Consider the following 14,536-nt stretch of genomic DNA (forward strand, 5'->3'; position numbering starts at 1 on the left):
GCTATGCCGACCCCGGCACGGACCACTTCACCCGGCTGGACCCGATCAAAGCCAAAAACAACGCCATCAAAAAACTCAACAGCCTCGGCTTCGACGTCACCATCACACCAGCCACCGCAGCCTAACCCACCCTACTTTCGTATTAGGCAGAGCCGACCGCTAGGCGGACAGTCGTTCCAGTATCGCCTCTTCGAAAAGGCTTCTTTCCACGGGCAGGCATCCTCGAGGCCAGTGTGGCGGTTCCCAGTCCTGGTGTTCGCTTTTGTATCTTCGGCCTGATGGCGAGATCCAGCCGGGTGGTTCGTTTTTGGTGGCCGGGGTGGGTGTCCAACCACTGGTGTGCCTGAGGCGGTGGTGTTTGCGGCAGGGCTGGCCCAGATTGCTGATCCCGGTAGTTCCGCCGTGATGCCACGCCAACAAATGGTCCGCTTCGTTGTCCAACGAGTTGTTGGAACAGCCCGGGAAGGGGCACTTCCCGTCCCTCAAGCGCAGCCAACGTCGGATCGCCTTCGTAACCCGGTAACTGGTGCGCCCGATCTCCAGCGGCGCCCCGTCCCGCGGATCCACCAGCACCCGGTAAAACGAGCCAGCCCCGTCCGCGACCAGCTTCCGCGCCATCGACGCCGGGATGGGTCCGTGGCCGTCGAGCATGGCCGGTTCATCCGTCAGCCCCATGAGCGAGAACACGGGCACCGTCACCAGGACCTCCGCGTGCGGAGTGCGGACCTCCGCAACCGTACCGCCGGAATCCTGTACGTTCTGCCCGTTGCGCCCGTTCTGTCCGTTGCTGAGGACGGCGGCGGCGAAGATGTCGGCGCAGAGCTGAGGCAGGGTCCGGGACTCGTCCGGGCCCTGCAACCCCCGGGCCAGTGCGGTGGTGCGGTTCCACATCCCCGAGGCGGTGTCCGCAGGGAGGTAGGCGTGGAACCAGGCCATCCCGTCCATGTCCGGACGGTGTTCGACCCGCCGCTCCGCAACACTCCTGACGTGGCGCTTCTCAAGGGATTCGGGGTGGTGGCGTTCCCGCCAGGTCCGGGCCTTGTGCCGGAACCGGTGCGGCACCAACTCACCCGGCGCCGGCGCGGTAGCCGGAATAGGTGCGTCCGGGCCCAGGAAATGCGCCTCCAGCGCGGCGGCCCCGGCAGAATCCAGGGTGGCGGTTTCCTCCACCATCGCCTTCGCGTGCGCCCACGACAGGCTCCCGTCCTGCAACCCCGCCAAGGTCAACGGCAAAACATTGGCCAGCACCTGCGACTGCTCCAGCAGCACACCGGCAGCCCGCGCACCAATAGTCAACACACCCGCGACCTCGGCGACCACCGCCATCTCCTGCGCCTGCGCTGATACAAGGGCAGGCGCCACCGCCCGGTCGCTCTCTGCATAGGCCGCCACAGCCTGGACCTTCAACCCGGCCAGCCGCGCCTCACACCCCGCAACACCGGCAAGGATGTCCAGGCACCCATCCGCCAAACCACGCAACGGATCAGCCACCGAAAACGGCTCCAAACCCGCCCCAGCCACCTCAGCAGCCAGCACGGCAAGGGCGGCATCGATATCCGCAAATGCCCTCACCACCGCTGCGCTTCCCATAAAAACATCATCCCGCGGGGGTCTGACAATGCGAGCGGCCACAGGGCCTCACCCGCCTGACCGCCCGTTTTGGGGATGTGCGCCTCGCTCCGGTAGCCTATTGAGGTTGGTGACGTGTCCGAGCGGCCGAAGGTGCAACACTCGAAATGTTGTTTGGTGTAAAAGCCAACGTGGGTTCAAATCCCACCGTCACCGCCAATGAGAAGGCCCGTTTCCCTGACAACCAGGGAAACGGGCCTTTTGCTTTGTCCCAGAGGGGTTGATGGGTTCCAAGCCCCGGCGTAAAGTCCACGACGTCACGGGAGCGAGGAACAGGCCATGGGGCAACTGATCATTCAGGACTTCGTCAGCGCCGACGGTTTCGCCGCAGACGCCAACAATCAGTTCACCTTCTACGAATATCTGGACGGGGGCACCGCTGAGTTCGACCGCAGCCAGCTGGAGTGGCTTAAGACGGTGGACACGATGGTCCTCGGGGCAAACACCTACCGGGAGTTCGCCGAGTACTGGCCAACCCCGGCCTCCAAGGACGAGATCATCGCCCCGTCGCTGAACGGACTCCGGCGCGTCGTTTTCTCCCGCCACCTGGCAAAGGCGTCATGGGGAGATATGGCGGAGGCCGCCGTCGAATCCGGCGACGCCATCGAAGCGATCAGGCGGATCAAGGGCGAGACCGACGGCGATATTGTCGTCTGGGGCAGCCTCACCCTGGCAGAAACTTTCCTGGCCGCGGGCGTCGTGGACTCGGTGAGGCTCGTAGTGATGCCGATTGCGATCGGCGCGGGCCGGAGTGTGTTTCCGTCCGGGCAGGACCCGAACGTGCTGAAGCTTCAGAGCGCAACAATGTATGACCAGGGGTTGGTCGAGCTGGTATACGGAATGCGGGCGATGAACGAATAGCTCACCCAGGAAGCGGCTGGCCTAGAGACGAGCATCGAAGGGTTCAGTCACCGCCCCATCCTAACGACGAACGTCCCAAGCGGATCGCAGCACGTGCCGTTTCGAGGGCTCACAACGACACTTGCTGCGTCTGGATTGGGCAAGGGGTTGCCGGAGCGGGCTTGCCTAAAGGTGGACCGCCGGCGCGTCGGAGGAAGCAGCGCCGCTGAACGTCGTCCGGCTGATGTCGATCAGCAGCAGGGCGATCGGCGCGGCCAGGATGGCCAGGCCTGCCGCCCAAAGGAACACGGCGGAGTAGCCGGCTGACAGGGCCGCCAGCTGCGTGCCTCCTGCCGCGGCCGTTACCGCCGCGGCAATAGTGCTGAAAAGGGCAATCCCCAGGGAGCCGCCGATCTGCTGGGACGCGTTGACAAGGGCACTCGCCACGCCGGCGTCGTCCTTGTCCACGCCAAAGAGCGCAAGGTTCTGCATGGGAACGAAGACCATGCCCAGGCCGATACCCAGGAGAATCAGTGCGGGCAGCATGGTGACGGCATAGTTGCCGTCTGCTGTGACCTGCGTCAGCCACAGCATGGCTGCGGCCATGAACACCGGGCCCACGGCAGAGGGGATTTTCGCTCCCAGCACCGGAAGGTTCCGAGCGACGATGCCTGCGGTGACGATCAGTACCACGGTCATGGGCAGTGATGCGATGCCGGCGATGAACGGGGCGAACCCCAGCACAATCTGGATGTAGTAGTTGATGAACAGGATGCCGCCGATGAGGACGGCGCCGGCCAGGAAAGAGGCACAGAACGCCGCGGCCCGGTTGCGTTCCGTTGCCACGCGGAGGGGCAGCAAGGGGTGCTGCACCTTCTTTTCGACGACGACGAACAACACCATCAGCACCACACCGGCCAGGATGAAGCCCCACGCCTCCGGTGCACCCCAGCCATGCTCGGCGTTGGTGAAGCCAAACACGAGGGAGCCCAGGCCAAGCGCGGCCAGGACGACGCCCGGCCAGTCGTACCTGGTGGAGCCCCCTGCCCTGCTCTCGCTGACCCGCCGCCCAACGCCCAGCAGGGCAACCACTGCGATGGGGACGTTGATAAAGAAGCACCAGCGCCAGGAGACATAGTCCGTCAGGAAGCCGCCCAGCAGGACGCCCACGGCTGCCCCCACACCACTGATGGAGCCGAAGATGGCAAAGGCAGTCCCGCGCTCCTTCCCGCCCGGGAAGGAAACGGTCAACAGCGCCAGGGCCGCAGGTGCCAAAAGTGCCGCGAACAGCCCTTGCAGGGCCCGCGCTCCGATGAGCTCCCACGGCTGCTGGGCGATTCCGCCCAGGAGGGACGCTGCGGCGAACCCGGCCGCTGCCAGGATGAAGGTGCGCTTCCGCCCCCAGAAGTCCGCGATCCGTCCGCCCAGCAGCAGGAACGCTCCCAGCGCGAGTGCGTATGCAGTCACCACCCACGAGCGGGTGGAGTCGCTGATGCCCATCTCCACCTGCAGGCGGGGCAACGCCAGGTTAACGATCGTGCCGTCCAGAACCACCATGAACTGGGCAAGCGCAAGGAAAACCAGCGCCCACCACTTCCCTTTTTCCTTGCTCCGAGGCTGAACCTCAGCCGGTGCTAACGGTGTAGCCACGCGCGTCTCCATTTTCTATTTCACTAATACTTACATAAGTATAAGTGTTTGGCGGCGGAGTGCTGAGCGGATTCGGTGTTATTCCGGTTACTCCGGCTCGGCCAGCAGGGACGCCAGGCGCTCCAGCACGGGAGCTGCGGCCATGAGCTGCTCACGCTCCGCGGGCAGCAGCCTGCTGCTGGCCGCGGCGAGGGTATTGGCCCAGGCCCCCTCCAGGAGAGCCTTGATCCGGACGGCTTCGGGCGTGGGATGCAGGGCAACGTACCTCTTGTCTGAGGCATCGCGCGTCCGGGTGACCAGCCCGAGTGCCACCAGTTCGCGCAGTTGCGCGCTGACGTTGCTCAACTGCCGGCCCAGGCGGGCGGCGACGTCCGCCACCGTGATTCCAGGATGCCGCTCGATGACGCGGATGACGTCAAGCACCCCACTGGACAAGGGCAGCACCCCGGTCCCCTCATGGGATTTCCGCCGTACCTCAAAGGAGATGTCGAGGACCGCCACCGCCAGTGGCCGGTGGTCCAGCGGCGCTGCTTCTTCGTGAGGGGGCGTGGACTGGCGCATCCTTCAAGCATAGGAGAGCCCGGCGCGAACCTTTCCAGGACGGCTTACCAGCCCCGCGCACGGCAGAGCGGCCGACGGCGGGAAGCACCCGCCGTCGGCCGCTGGCCTTCCTGACCTGCTGCTTAGGCTTTTGCCAGGACCGCGTGGGCGGGCGCCTGGCCGGGAACCGCAGCCGGGGTGCCCGGCTCGCCGCGGCCGTACAGCCAGTCGTTGTACTGGAAGTTGTTGTCGCCGCGGCTCTGGAACAGCATGTTCCGCAGCACCCGGGCCACGCCGTCCACGTGCCAGGACTCGCCCCAGATCCGGGCGGTCTGCTGGACCCGGGCAGTCCTGGCTGCGCGGGCCTCGTTGAAATCGCGGAAGGCAGTCTCCCACGCACTTGCGTCAATGCCGTCGGCGGTGAAGACGCTGCCGCGGGTAGTGTCCTGCAGGACCGCTGCATCCTCGAGGGCCTGGCATGCACCCTGCGCCAGGTACTGGAGCATCGGGTGCGCCGCGTCCCCGATGAGTGCCATCCGGCCGGCAACCCAGTTTTCGATCGGATCCCGGTCATACATCGGCCAGCGGATGCCGGTGGCCAGGTTCTTCAGGGCTTCCTGCACGGCGGGCACGCAGCCGGCGTAGGCGGCCTCAAGCTCGTCAACGCCCCCGTACTGTTCTTCACCGCGCTCGAACGAGGCGGACTTGAAGACCGCCACGGTGTTCAGCAGCTCGCCCTTGCGCAGCGGGTACTGGACAAGGTGGCAGTTCGGCCCGAGGTAGACAATGACGTCCTCGAGGTCCGCGGCGAGGGTCTCGGACGTGATGGGCACAGTTCCGCGGTAGGCAACGTAGGCCGACGAGACGGGACCGTCATTGGCCACGGTGCCACGGAGGGTGGACTTCAGGCCGTCTGCTGCCAGGACTGCGTCTGCCTCATACACTGCGCCGGCGGCGGTGTAGGCCCGGGCCTTGCCGCCGTCGGTCTCCACCTTCTGGACCAGGACGTCGTTGACCAGGGTGACACCGGCTGCCTGGCAGGCTTCGAGCAGAATCCGGTGCAGGTCGCTGCGGTGGATCACCACGTAGGGGGCTCCGTAGCGCTCCTCAAATTCACCGCCGAGGGTCTGGCGGGTCAGTTCCTCGCCGGTGACGGCGTCGCGGAACACCAGGTGCTTGGGCTGCACGCCGATCTCCAGGGCCTTCTCCAGCAGGCCCCAGCGCTTGAGCACCCGCGAGGCGTTGGGTGCCATCTGGAGTCCGGCGCCAACTTCGCCGAAGGCGGGGGCCACCTCCACCAGGGTGACGTCGGCGCCGTTCTCCTTCAGGGCGAGCGCCCCGGCAAGCCCGGCCATGCCACCGCCCACTACCAGGACATCGGTGGACGCTTTGATGTTGGTCATTGTGAAACTCCTACTGCTTTGGTGGTCGATGCGATTTTGGTGCCGATGATTCCGAGCAGTACGGCTGCTGCGGCGGCTGCCCCGGCAAATGCCAGGAAGTTTGAGTTGACGCCCAGGCCCGCTGCGAGCAGCAGCCCGCCCACCTGCGGGGCGGCGACGGCGCCGATCCGGCCGACGCCGAGTGCCCAGCCAAGTGCCGTGCCCCGCAGGTGCGCCGGATAGTGGCTGGCCACCGCGGCGATGATGAGGCATTGGGTGCCATGCGTTCCCACCCCGGCGAGCACCAGCATGAGATAGACGACGGCGACCGGCGGCCCTGTGACCAGGACCAGCAGTCCGGCGGCGGCGACGGCGGCTGCCGCGATGGCCGTGGGTATGGGTCCGAAGCGGGTGCCCGCCCAGGCGGTGATCACCGAACCGGCCACCGCTCCGAGGTTCAGCGCCAGCGCGAACGTCAGGGCGGAGCCCAGGTTGTAGCCCGCAAGCTGCATGAGGTTCGGCAGCCACGTCCCCAGCCCGTACCAGGCGAACAGCGTCACGAGCGTCGCGATGGCATACAGCACGCTCATGCCGATGAACGGTGCACGGAGCAGGGATCCGAAGCCGACGGGCTCCTTGCCGGCACCGTTCCCGGCGGTTTCGGTTTCCCCGGCTACGCCAGTTACCGCCGGCGGCAGTGTCTCCGGCAGGTAGCGCAGGCCCAGCGGAATGACCACCACCAGCGCGAGGACGGCCACCAGGAACATGATGGGCCAGCCGAAGGCGGGAATGAGCGGGATGCCCACCAGGGCCGCGATGGACCCGCCGATGGGGACACCGGACATCATGAGGGTGGCAATGGTGGACCGCCACTTTGCCGGCACCAGTTCAGCCACCAGCGCGTTGGCGGAAGGCACCAGGCCGCCCAGTCCTATTCCTGCGAGGAGTCGCAGGCCGCCGAACACCGGAGCGTTCGGGGCGAAGGCGCACAGGATGGTGAACACGGAGAAAACCACCGCGCACCCGAGGATGGTCCGCCGCCGGCCCCAGCTGTCGGACATCCGGCCGGCGAAGATTGCACCGATCATCATGCCGATGAAGGCCATGGACCCGACGGTCCCCGCCGTGGCTTTGGTCAGGCCCCAATCGGTGTCGTTGATCAGGGATCCCTGCACTGTCCCGTAGACGATGAGGTCGTAGCCGTCGAAGACGACCAACAGCCAGCAGACCAGGACGGCCATGACAGAACGCCTGGGAAACGCGGCCGGCCCGGAGCCTGCAGTCCCGGGACCCGTGCCGGCGGGTATGGTGCCCGCAGATGGGCGCTGCGGCACTGCAGCGGAAGGTGTGTGATTCATCCCACTACTGTGCTGGCCGCTCCCCCGCACCGCCTATAAGATTCTGGCATGCAGAATCTTCCGGCCCGCCGGATGCCCACGTACCCCATCGAGGCCGTGGACAACGCCCTGCAGCTCCTCCAGCTCCTGCGCGACGTCGGCAGCCTCCGGCTCAAGGACGCCGCCGAAGAACTGAAAGTGGCGCCGTCCACCGCCCACCGGCTGCTGGCCATGCTGGTGTACCGGGGGTTTGCGGTGCAGGACGAAACGCGGCGTTACGTTCCCGGTCCGGCGATGGGCGCAGGCCCGGCGGGCGTCAACTGGACCCGGCCGCTGCGTGAACTGGCCCGGCCGCACATGGAGCTGCTCAGCTCCCGGACCAGCGAAACCGTGAACCTGATGATCAGGGTGGGAACCAAAGTGCGTTTCCTGGACACCGTGGAAGGCACCAACGCGCTGCGGGTGGGCGACCGCCAGGGAACAGTTATGCCGGCCAACAAGGCCTCGGGCGGGAAGGCGATGCTGGCCGAACTGGATCCGGCAATGCTCGAACAGCTGTTCCGCAGCCCCAATGCGGAGATCGGCGGCGACAACATTCCGGACGACGAATATCCCGGCTTCCTGCGCGAGCTGGAAACCATCAGGAACAACGGGTTCGCGGCGAACTTCGAAGGCACCGAGGAGGGGATCAGCGCATTCGGTGTGGCCCTCCACAACGGCCGGGGCAATGTGGTGGGCGCCATCAGCGTCGCAACCCCGGTGGCCAGGTTCCGCCGCCTGTTCGATGCCGGCCTCGTTGCGGTGATGATGGAAACCCGGAGGCAGCTGGAGATCGACATCGCGGCCAATCCGGTGGACCCCGCCGCCCGGACCTAAGCAGGTCTCGTCCCCACAATAACTTCTGCACACCAGAATTAGATGGGGATCACACTCCGCTCTCCTTAGTGTCGAATGCACGCCGCAACCAGTCCGCATGCAAGGAGAAGGCCACCGTGTCCATCAGCGCTGAAAACCACACGCACGAGTCCGTAGCCCAGGGGATGTCCCTTCCGGATCCCACTCCCGAAGAGGCTGCCCAGCTTGAGCAGCTCTACAAGGACTTCGACCGGGAAAACCTGATCCCCTTGTGGACAGAAATCGCGGACCTGATGCCGATGGTCCCGTCGCCAAAGGCTGTGCCCCATGTGTGGCGGTGGAGCGACCTCTACCCGCTTGCAGCCCGCGCCGGTGACCTGGTGCCCGTGGGCCGGGGCGGAGAACGCCGGGCCATTGCCCTCGCCAACCCGGGCCTGGGCAACACCCCCTACGCAACCCCCACGCTGTGGGCCGCCATCCAGTATCTCGGCGCCCATGAGACCGCCCCGGAGCACCGGCACTCGCAGAACGCCTTCCGCTTCGTCGTTGAGGGCGAAGGCGTGTGGACCGTGGTGAACGGGGACCCGGTGGCCATGCGCCGCGGGGACTTCCTGCTGACGCCGGGCTGGAACTTCCACGGCCACCACAACGACACAGACCAGCCCATGGCCTGGATCGACGGCTTGGACATCCCGTTCGTCCACTACACGGACGCCGGGTTCTTCGAGTTCGGCACCGAGCGCGTGACCGACGAAGCCACCCCGGACATCTCCCGCTCCGAACGGCTCTGGGCCCACCCCGGCCTGCGCCCGCTCTCCGGCCTGGATGACACCACCAACTCCCCCATCGCCGCCTACCGGTGGGAGCACACGGACGCCGCGCTCCGCGAACAGCTCCTGCTGGAGGACGAGGGCCACCCCGCCACCGTGTCCCAGGGCCACGCCGCCGTCCGCTACACCAACCCCACCACCGGCGGGGACGTGATGCCCACCATCCGCGCCGAGTTCCACCGCCTGCGCGCCGGCGCCGCCACCGAACCCCTCCGCGAGGTGGGGTCCAGCGTCTGGCAGGTCTTCGAAGGCACCGGCACCGTGGTGCTCAACGGCGAAACCAAAAACCTTTCCAAGGGCGACCTGTTCGTCGTCCCCTCCTGGCAGGAATGGTCCCTGCAGGCCGGCACCGAATTCGACCTCTTCCGCTTCAGCGACGCCCCTATCTTTGAACGCCTGAACTTCAACCGCACCTACATCGAAGGACGCACCAAGTAATGAGACTCCTCACCCTCCGCACTTCCGAAGGCACGACGGCGGTCCGCCAGGACGGCGACACCCTCACCGAAATTTCCGGGTTCGGCGACGTCGGAGCACTGCTCCAGGACCCCGCCTGGGAAACCACGGCGACGGCCGCCAACGGTGCAACGCACGCCCTCGACGGCGCCGACCTCGCCGCCGTCGTGCCCTTCCCCGGGAAGATCATCTGCGTGGGCCACAACTACCGCAACCACATCAAGGAAATGGCCCGCGAAGTCCCCGAATACCCCACCCTGTTCGCCAAGTACGCCGAATCCCTGATCGGGCCCAACGACGACCTGGCCCTGCCGCAGGAATCAGACACCGTGGACTGGGAAGCCGAACTCGCCGTCGTCATCGGCAAGCAGGGCCGCCGGATCAGCGAAGCCGACGCCGCGGACCACATCGCCGGCTACGCCGTCCTGAACGACATCAGCATGCGGGACTACCAGTTCCGCACCATCCAGTGGCTGCAGGGCAAGACCTGGGAGAAGTCCACCCCCTTCGGCCCCGCCCTGGTCACCAAGGACGAATTCACCCCCGGCCCGCTCATGACCTCCGCGGTGGACGGCGACGTCCAGCAGTCCACCCCCACCTCGGACCTGGTGTTCACCCCCGAATTCCTGGTGTCCTACATCTCCACCATCATCACGCTGAACCCCGGCGACGTCATCGCCACCGGCACCCCCGGCGGCGTCGGGCACGCGCAGGACCCCAAGCGCTACCTGCAAGAAGGCCAGGTCCTGGTCACGACCATTGACGGACTGGGACAGCTGACCAACCGCGTGGTCAAGGAAGCCTGATGGCAGCCCGCCACGACCAGACGAAGGACCCGGCGCTCCTGGACGCACTGCTCCAGGTGCGCCGGGGCACCGCGTTCTTCGCCCGCAAGCTCAACGAGCTTTCCGACGCGGACCTGGACGGCGCATCGCTGCTGCCGGGCTGGACCCGCCGGCACGTCGTGGCACATGTGGGCTACAACGCGCGCGCCATCGCCAGGCTGACTGAGTGGGCGGCCACCGGGGTGGAGACTCCAATGTATGCCTCCCCGGAGGCCCGGAACCACGAGATCGCTTTTGGCTCCACACTCAGCCCCATCGCGCTGCGGAACCTCTTCGACCACTCCGCCATCCACCTGAACGTCGAATGGCGCGACCTGCCCGCCGACGCCTGGCATCACAAGGTCAAAACCGCCCAGGGAAGGATTGTTGCTGCCGAGGAAACCGTCTGGATGCGAACCCGCGAAGTCTGGCTCCACGCCGTCGACCTGGACAACGGTGCCTCCTTCGCCGAGATCCCGGAACCCGTCCTGGCACGGCTCCTCCAGGACGTCACCGGAGCCTGGGCCACCCGCGGCACGGACCGAGGCCTGAGGGTGGAAGTCACCGGACAGCCCGCCGCACTGTTGTTCGGGGATGCCGCGTCCGCCTCACCCCTGGTGGTCTCCGGCCCCCTCGCCGCCATCGCGCAGTGGGCCACCGGCCGCGGCACAGCCGGGACCTCCGCTTGGCACAACGGCGGCCCGGTCACACCGGTGCCCGCGGCACCTGCTTGGATCTGAGCTGTTTGCTCTGACCTGCATGCTCTGACATGCGCTTTTTTCAACCCCAGGTACGGAACCCGGTTCCTCGGAACGCCGACCAAAGAACGGCCGCCCGAGTTGGACCGGGTTCCATATTTAAGCCCCTCCTCGCTGGATACCATGATGTGACCGGACAGAGCCGTCCGGACGGATCGAGCGCAAAAGGAACCCCATGGCCGCGGTTACGGTGGACGACATCCTCTCGGATCTCCCCCTGGGTTTCGCCAGCCTCATCCTGCGGCCAGGCCCGGCCGGCGCTGCCATCGAACGGTTCCTGATCCTGGACGCCGACGATGAAACCGCCGACGCCGGTGGGGCCTTTGTCCTCCTGATCGGCGTGCGGGGCCGTTCCGCGTTGCCCGCGCTCCGCAGGCTCCTGCGGAACCCGCCGCCAGTGGTTGCCGTCAAGGGCAGCCGCGAAGACCTCGCCGAAGCCGAAGAACTGCTCCAGACCGCCGGTACCGGGCTGCTCCTGGTGGATCCGGGAGCCGACTGGGACCGGCTGCTGTCCATCGCCAAGGACCGCATCCAGCCGCCCAGCTACCAGAGCGAAGTCCTCACGCTGCTGGAAGAGGACCTTTTTGCCATCGCCCAGACCACGGCCCGGCTGACCTCAAGCCACGTGGTCATCGAGGATGCCGCCAACAAGGTCCTGGCCTACTCCACCGTCTCGAACGACATCGACGAGCTGCGGAAAGCCTCCATCCTGGCCCGGCGCGGGCCGCGGAAATACGAGCTGCTGCTCAAGGACCTTGGCGCTTACCGCGAACTTCACCGCACCCGGCTGCCGGTCCGTGTTCCGGCACGCCCGCAGGACGGGCTGCGGGAACGGGTTGCCATCACGCTCTTCGCCGGGGAGCGGATCATGGGCTACATCTGGCTGCAGGAAACCGGGGACGGCTTCGGGCCGGACGTCGACTATGTCCTCACCGGGTCCGCCGCCCGCGTTTCGGCCGAACTGATCCGCTACCGCAACCAGCAGTCGGTGCACATGCGCGAAGACCGCATTGTCCGGATCCTGTCCGGTCCGGCAGAGGCGGCAGCCAGCGCCCACAGCGAAAAGATCCCGGCGGAGCACCCAGCCGCGCTGATCCTGATCGGCATGTCCGACGCGCAGTCCCAGGCCGACGACGCCGCACTCAAGCACGGCGAACTTGCCAACCTCGCCTCCATCCACGCCGCTGCCTACAAGGCGTCCGCCGTCGTCGGACAGTTCAACGGGGACACTGCCGTCATCGTCCCGGGCCTGCAGTCGGCAGCCGTGGAACCGGGGCTGCGCACGCTTGCCGAGGCCATCGTCCGCGACGCCCGCAAGCATCTGGGCATCAGTCCGTTCACGGCCATCAGCCCCGTGGTGCCGAACCTGCTCACCATCCACTCGGCCACCCGCATCACCGAGGCCCTGCTGGCCTGCGTTGCGACGTCGCCGGACGCCGCCGTGGCAACCGTGGACGACTTTGAAGGCGAAATCCTGTTCCGCGAAGCCGTCACGAACTTCATGTCCTCGCCCTTCCGCCACCGCAGCCTGGCGGCGCTGCTCCAGGGGGACGCCGAGCTCGCCGAAACCCTGCGGGTGTACTTCGAGGCATCGTTCGACGTTGCCGAGTGCGCACGGCGCCTGGCCCTTCACAAAAACACCGTCTACTACCGCGTCAGCAAGGCCGCCCGCTCCACAGGCCTGGACTTCGGCAACCCACGCGACGCGCTGGTGGCCATGCTCCACCTCCAGGAATGGGCCGCTGCGCACAACGATCGTTCAGGCAGGAAATGACCACACTTCTCGAGGCACCGCCCCTGGGCCCGCTGCTCGATGACATCGTCCGCAGCCACCGCCCCCGGCAGGAGTCCGGCACTGTCCCCACCAACATCCCGTTCCTGGCGAAAGTGCCTTTCGACAGCTTCGGGATAGCCGTTGCCACCACCGGCGGCGAAGTCTTCAGCTCCGGCGACGCGCACGTCCCCTTCTCCATCCAGAGCATCTCCAAGGTTTTTACGCTCGCCATGGCGCTCCAGGGGAGCAGCCCGGGAAGCCTCTGGTCCCGGGTCCTGCGCGAACCGTCCGGGACATCCTTCAACTCCCTGGTGCAGCTGGAGGTTGAGCACGGCATCCCGCGCAATCCCTTCATCAACGCGGGCGCGCTGGTGGTTACCGACCACCTGATGGAAGAAACGTCCGACGCCGCCACGCAGCTTCTGCGGTTCGCCACCGAACAGGCGGGGAACCGCCAGGCAGTTTCCGGAATGGCAGGGTCCGGGGCAGCGGGACCCTTTATCGACGAGGCTGCCGCGGCCAGCGAGCTGGCCCGCAGCAGCCGCAACCTCGCCCTGGCCCACTTCCTGAAGGACTTCGGCAACCTTCGGCGCCCGGCCGAAGCCGTGGTCCACAACTATGTCCGGCAGTGCTCCATCATGATGACCTGCGTTGAACTGGCCAGGGCCGGACTGTTCCTTGCCAACAACGGCCAGGGCACGCAAGGCACCGTCCTGTCCAGGAGCGAGGCGAAACGGATCGGGTCCATCATGCTCACCTGCGGCATGTACGACGCCGCCGGCGAGTTCGCCTACCGGGTGGGCCTGCCCGGCAAAAGCGGCGTGGGCGGCGGTGTCCTGGTCATCGTCCCGGGCCAGTGCGCCATCTGCGTCTGGAGCCCGCGCCTGGACGCCAAGGGCAATTCCCTGGCCGGCACCGCGGCCCTGGCTGATCTTTCGGACCGCACCGGCTGGTCCGTCTTCTAGCGTTCCCCCCCGCTGCACTCCCCACAGCTTCTTTCCCCAACCAGCAGGATCTTCTCCGTATCGAAAGGATCACCCATGCCCAACAACCCCAATGACGAGGTTGAGATTTCCCAGCTTGACGGCGGCCACGCCCATGCTTCCGAGTCGGCGTTGCATGCCGAGGACAAGGGTTACCACAAGAACCTCAAACCGCGGCAGATCCAGATGATCGCGATCGGCGGTGCGATCGGTACGGGCCTGTTCCTGGGCGCCGGCGGGCGGCTGAACGCCGCGGGCCCGTCGCTGGTCATCGCGTACGCGGTCTGCGGGTTCTTCGCGTTCCTGATCCTGCGGGCCCTGGGCGAACTGGTCCTGCACCGGCCCTCCTCGGGCTCGTTCGTCTCCTACGCCCGGGAATTCTTCGGCGAAAAAGCCGCGTTCGTCTCCGGCTGGTTCTACTGGATCAACTGGGCCACCACCACCATCGTGGACATCACCGCCGCGGCCCTGTACATGAACTTCTTCGGCAACTACATCCCCTGGATGGCAGCGGTCCCGCAATGGGCTTGGGCCCTGATCGCCCTGGTCGTGGTCCTGGCCCTGAACCTGGTCTCGGTCAAGGTCTTTGGCGAAATGGAATTCTGGTTCGCCCTGATCAAGGTCGCCGCCCTGGTCATCTTCCTCATCGTCGGCACCTACTTCGTCATCTTCGGCACC

The 14,536-nt window shown here is 66.5% G+C and carries 14 protein-coding genes and 1 tRNA gene; 9 read left to right on the forward strand and 6 right to left on the reverse strand.

What is annotated here, in order from left to right:
- Window position 1: 1 nt before the first annotated feature.
- Together DXK94_RS21965 and DXK94_RS17255 are read right to left on the reverse strand one after the other, a co-directional pair.
- Window positions 2-115 (reverse strand): hypothetical protein, encoded by a 114-nt coding sequence (locus DXK94_RS21965; RefSeq protein ID WP_395929410.1) that lies wholly within the window; start codon window positions 113-115, stop codon window positions 2-4.
- A gap of 44 nt (window positions 116-159) precedes the next feature.
- Window positions 160-1,590: an HNH endonuclease signature motif containing protein gene (locus DXK94_RS17255; RefSeq protein WP_115525875.1), complete on the reverse strand. Its 1,431-nt coding sequence runs from the start codon at window positions 1,588-1,590 to the stop codon at window positions 160-162.
- Window positions 1,591-1,698: 108 nt separating this feature from the next.
- On the opposite strand from DXK94_RS17255, the gene DXK94_RS17260 reads away from it, so the two are divergent.
- Both DXK94_RS17260 and DXK94_RS17265 read left to right on the forward strand, forming a co-directional pair.
- Window positions 1,699-1,788, forward strand: a tRNA-Ser gene (locus DXK94_RS17260).
- Between the two features lie 120 nt (window positions 1,789-1,908).
- Complete coding sequence (locus DXK94_RS17265; protein WP_115525876.1) at window positions 1,909-2,490, forward strand: dihydrofolate reductase family protein; 582 nt, start codon at window positions 1,909-1,911, stop codon at window positions 2,488-2,490.
- 165 nt (window positions 2,491-2,655) lie between these two features.
- On the opposite strand, the gene DXK94_RS17270 is transcribed toward DXK94_RS17265, so the two are convergent.
- From DXK94_RS17270 to DXK94_RS17285, 4 genes are all read right to left on the reverse strand, one after another.
- Window positions 2,656-4,119: an MFS transporter gene (locus DXK94_RS17270; protein ID WP_258868591.1), complete on the reverse strand. Its 1,464-nt coding sequence runs from the start codon at window positions 4,117-4,119 to the stop codon at window positions 2,656-2,658.
- An 87-nt stretch (window positions 4,120-4,206) separates the two neighbouring features.
- The gene (locus tag DXK94_RS17275) at window positions 4,207-4,680 is read right to left on the reverse strand and encodes a MarR family winged helix-turn-helix transcriptional regulator (RefSeq protein WP_115525878.1); all 474 of its coding nucleotides are present in this window, start codon (window positions 4,678-4,680) and stop codon (window positions 4,207-4,209) included.
- Window positions 4,681-4,802: 122 nt separating this feature from the next.
- A complete protein-coding gene (locus tag DXK94_RS17280; RefSeq protein ID WP_115525879.1) occupies window positions 4,803-6,062 on the reverse strand; it encodes an FAD-dependent oxidoreductase in 1,260 nt (419 codons plus the stop codon).
- The gene (locus DXK94_RS17285; protein ID WP_115525880.1) at window positions 6,059-7,399 is read right to left on the reverse strand and encodes an aromatic acid/H+ symport family MFS transporter; all 1,341 of its coding nucleotides are present in this window, start codon (window positions 7,397-7,399) and stop codon (window positions 6,059-6,061) included. The genes DXK94_RS17280 and DXK94_RS17285 overlap by 4 nt, the downstream gene beginning before the upstream one ends.
- Window positions 7,400-7,447: 48 nt before the next feature.
- Between DXK94_RS17285 and DXK94_RS17290 the strand changes: the two genes are divergently transcribed.
- The 7 genes from DXK94_RS17290 to DXK94_RS17320 form a co-directional block, all read left to right on the forward strand.
- A complete protein-coding gene (locus DXK94_RS17290; RefSeq protein ID WP_115525881.1) occupies window positions 7,448-8,254 on the forward strand; it encodes an IclR family transcriptional regulator in 807 nt (268 codons plus the stop codon).
- A 116-nt stretch (window positions 8,255-8,370) separates the two neighbouring features.
- The gene (locus DXK94_RS17295; RefSeq protein WP_115525886.1) at window positions 8,371-9,501 is read left to right on the forward strand and encodes a cupin domain-containing protein; all 1,131 of its coding nucleotides are present in this window, start codon (window positions 8,371-8,373) and stop codon (window positions 9,499-9,501) included.
- On the forward strand, window positions 9,501-10,325 hold the full coding sequence (locus DXK94_RS17300) for a fumarylacetoacetate hydrolase family protein (RefSeq protein ID WP_115525882.1): 825 nt from the start codon (window positions 9,501-9,503) through the stop codon (window positions 10,323-10,325). Before DXK94_RS17295 ends, DXK94_RS17300 begins: the two co-directional genes overlap by 1 nt.
- Window positions 10,325-11,083: a maleylpyruvate isomerase family mycothiol-dependent enzyme gene (locus tag DXK94_RS17305; protein ID WP_115525883.1), complete on the forward strand. Its 759-nt coding sequence runs from the start codon at window positions 10,325-10,327 to the stop codon at window positions 11,081-11,083. The genes DXK94_RS17300 and DXK94_RS17305 overlap by 1 nt, the downstream gene beginning before the upstream one ends.
- Window positions 11,084-11,276: 193 nt before the next feature.
- Window positions 11,277-12,875, forward strand: coding sequence for a CdaR family transcriptional regulator (locus tag DXK94_RS17310; RefSeq protein WP_115525884.1), 1,599 nt, complete (start codon window positions 11,277-11,279; stop codon window positions 12,873-12,875).
- Window positions 12,872-13,840: a glutaminase gene (locus tag DXK94_RS17315; protein WP_115525885.1), complete on the forward strand. Its 969-nt coding sequence runs from the start codon at window positions 12,872-12,874 to the stop codon at window positions 13,838-13,840. Before DXK94_RS17310 ends, DXK94_RS17315 begins: the two co-directional genes overlap by 4 nt.
- Before the next feature lie 75 nt (window positions 13,841-13,915).
- Window positions 13,916-14,536, forward strand: a 621-nt coding sequence (locus DXK94_RS17320; RefSeq protein WP_147294394.1) for an amino acid permease, incomplete at its 3' end; no start/stop codon positions are given.

Source organism: Arthrobacter sp. RT-1 (genome assembly GCF_003367205.1).
GTDB lineage: Bacteria > Actinomycetota > Actinomycetes > Actinomycetales > Micrococcaceae > Arthrobacter.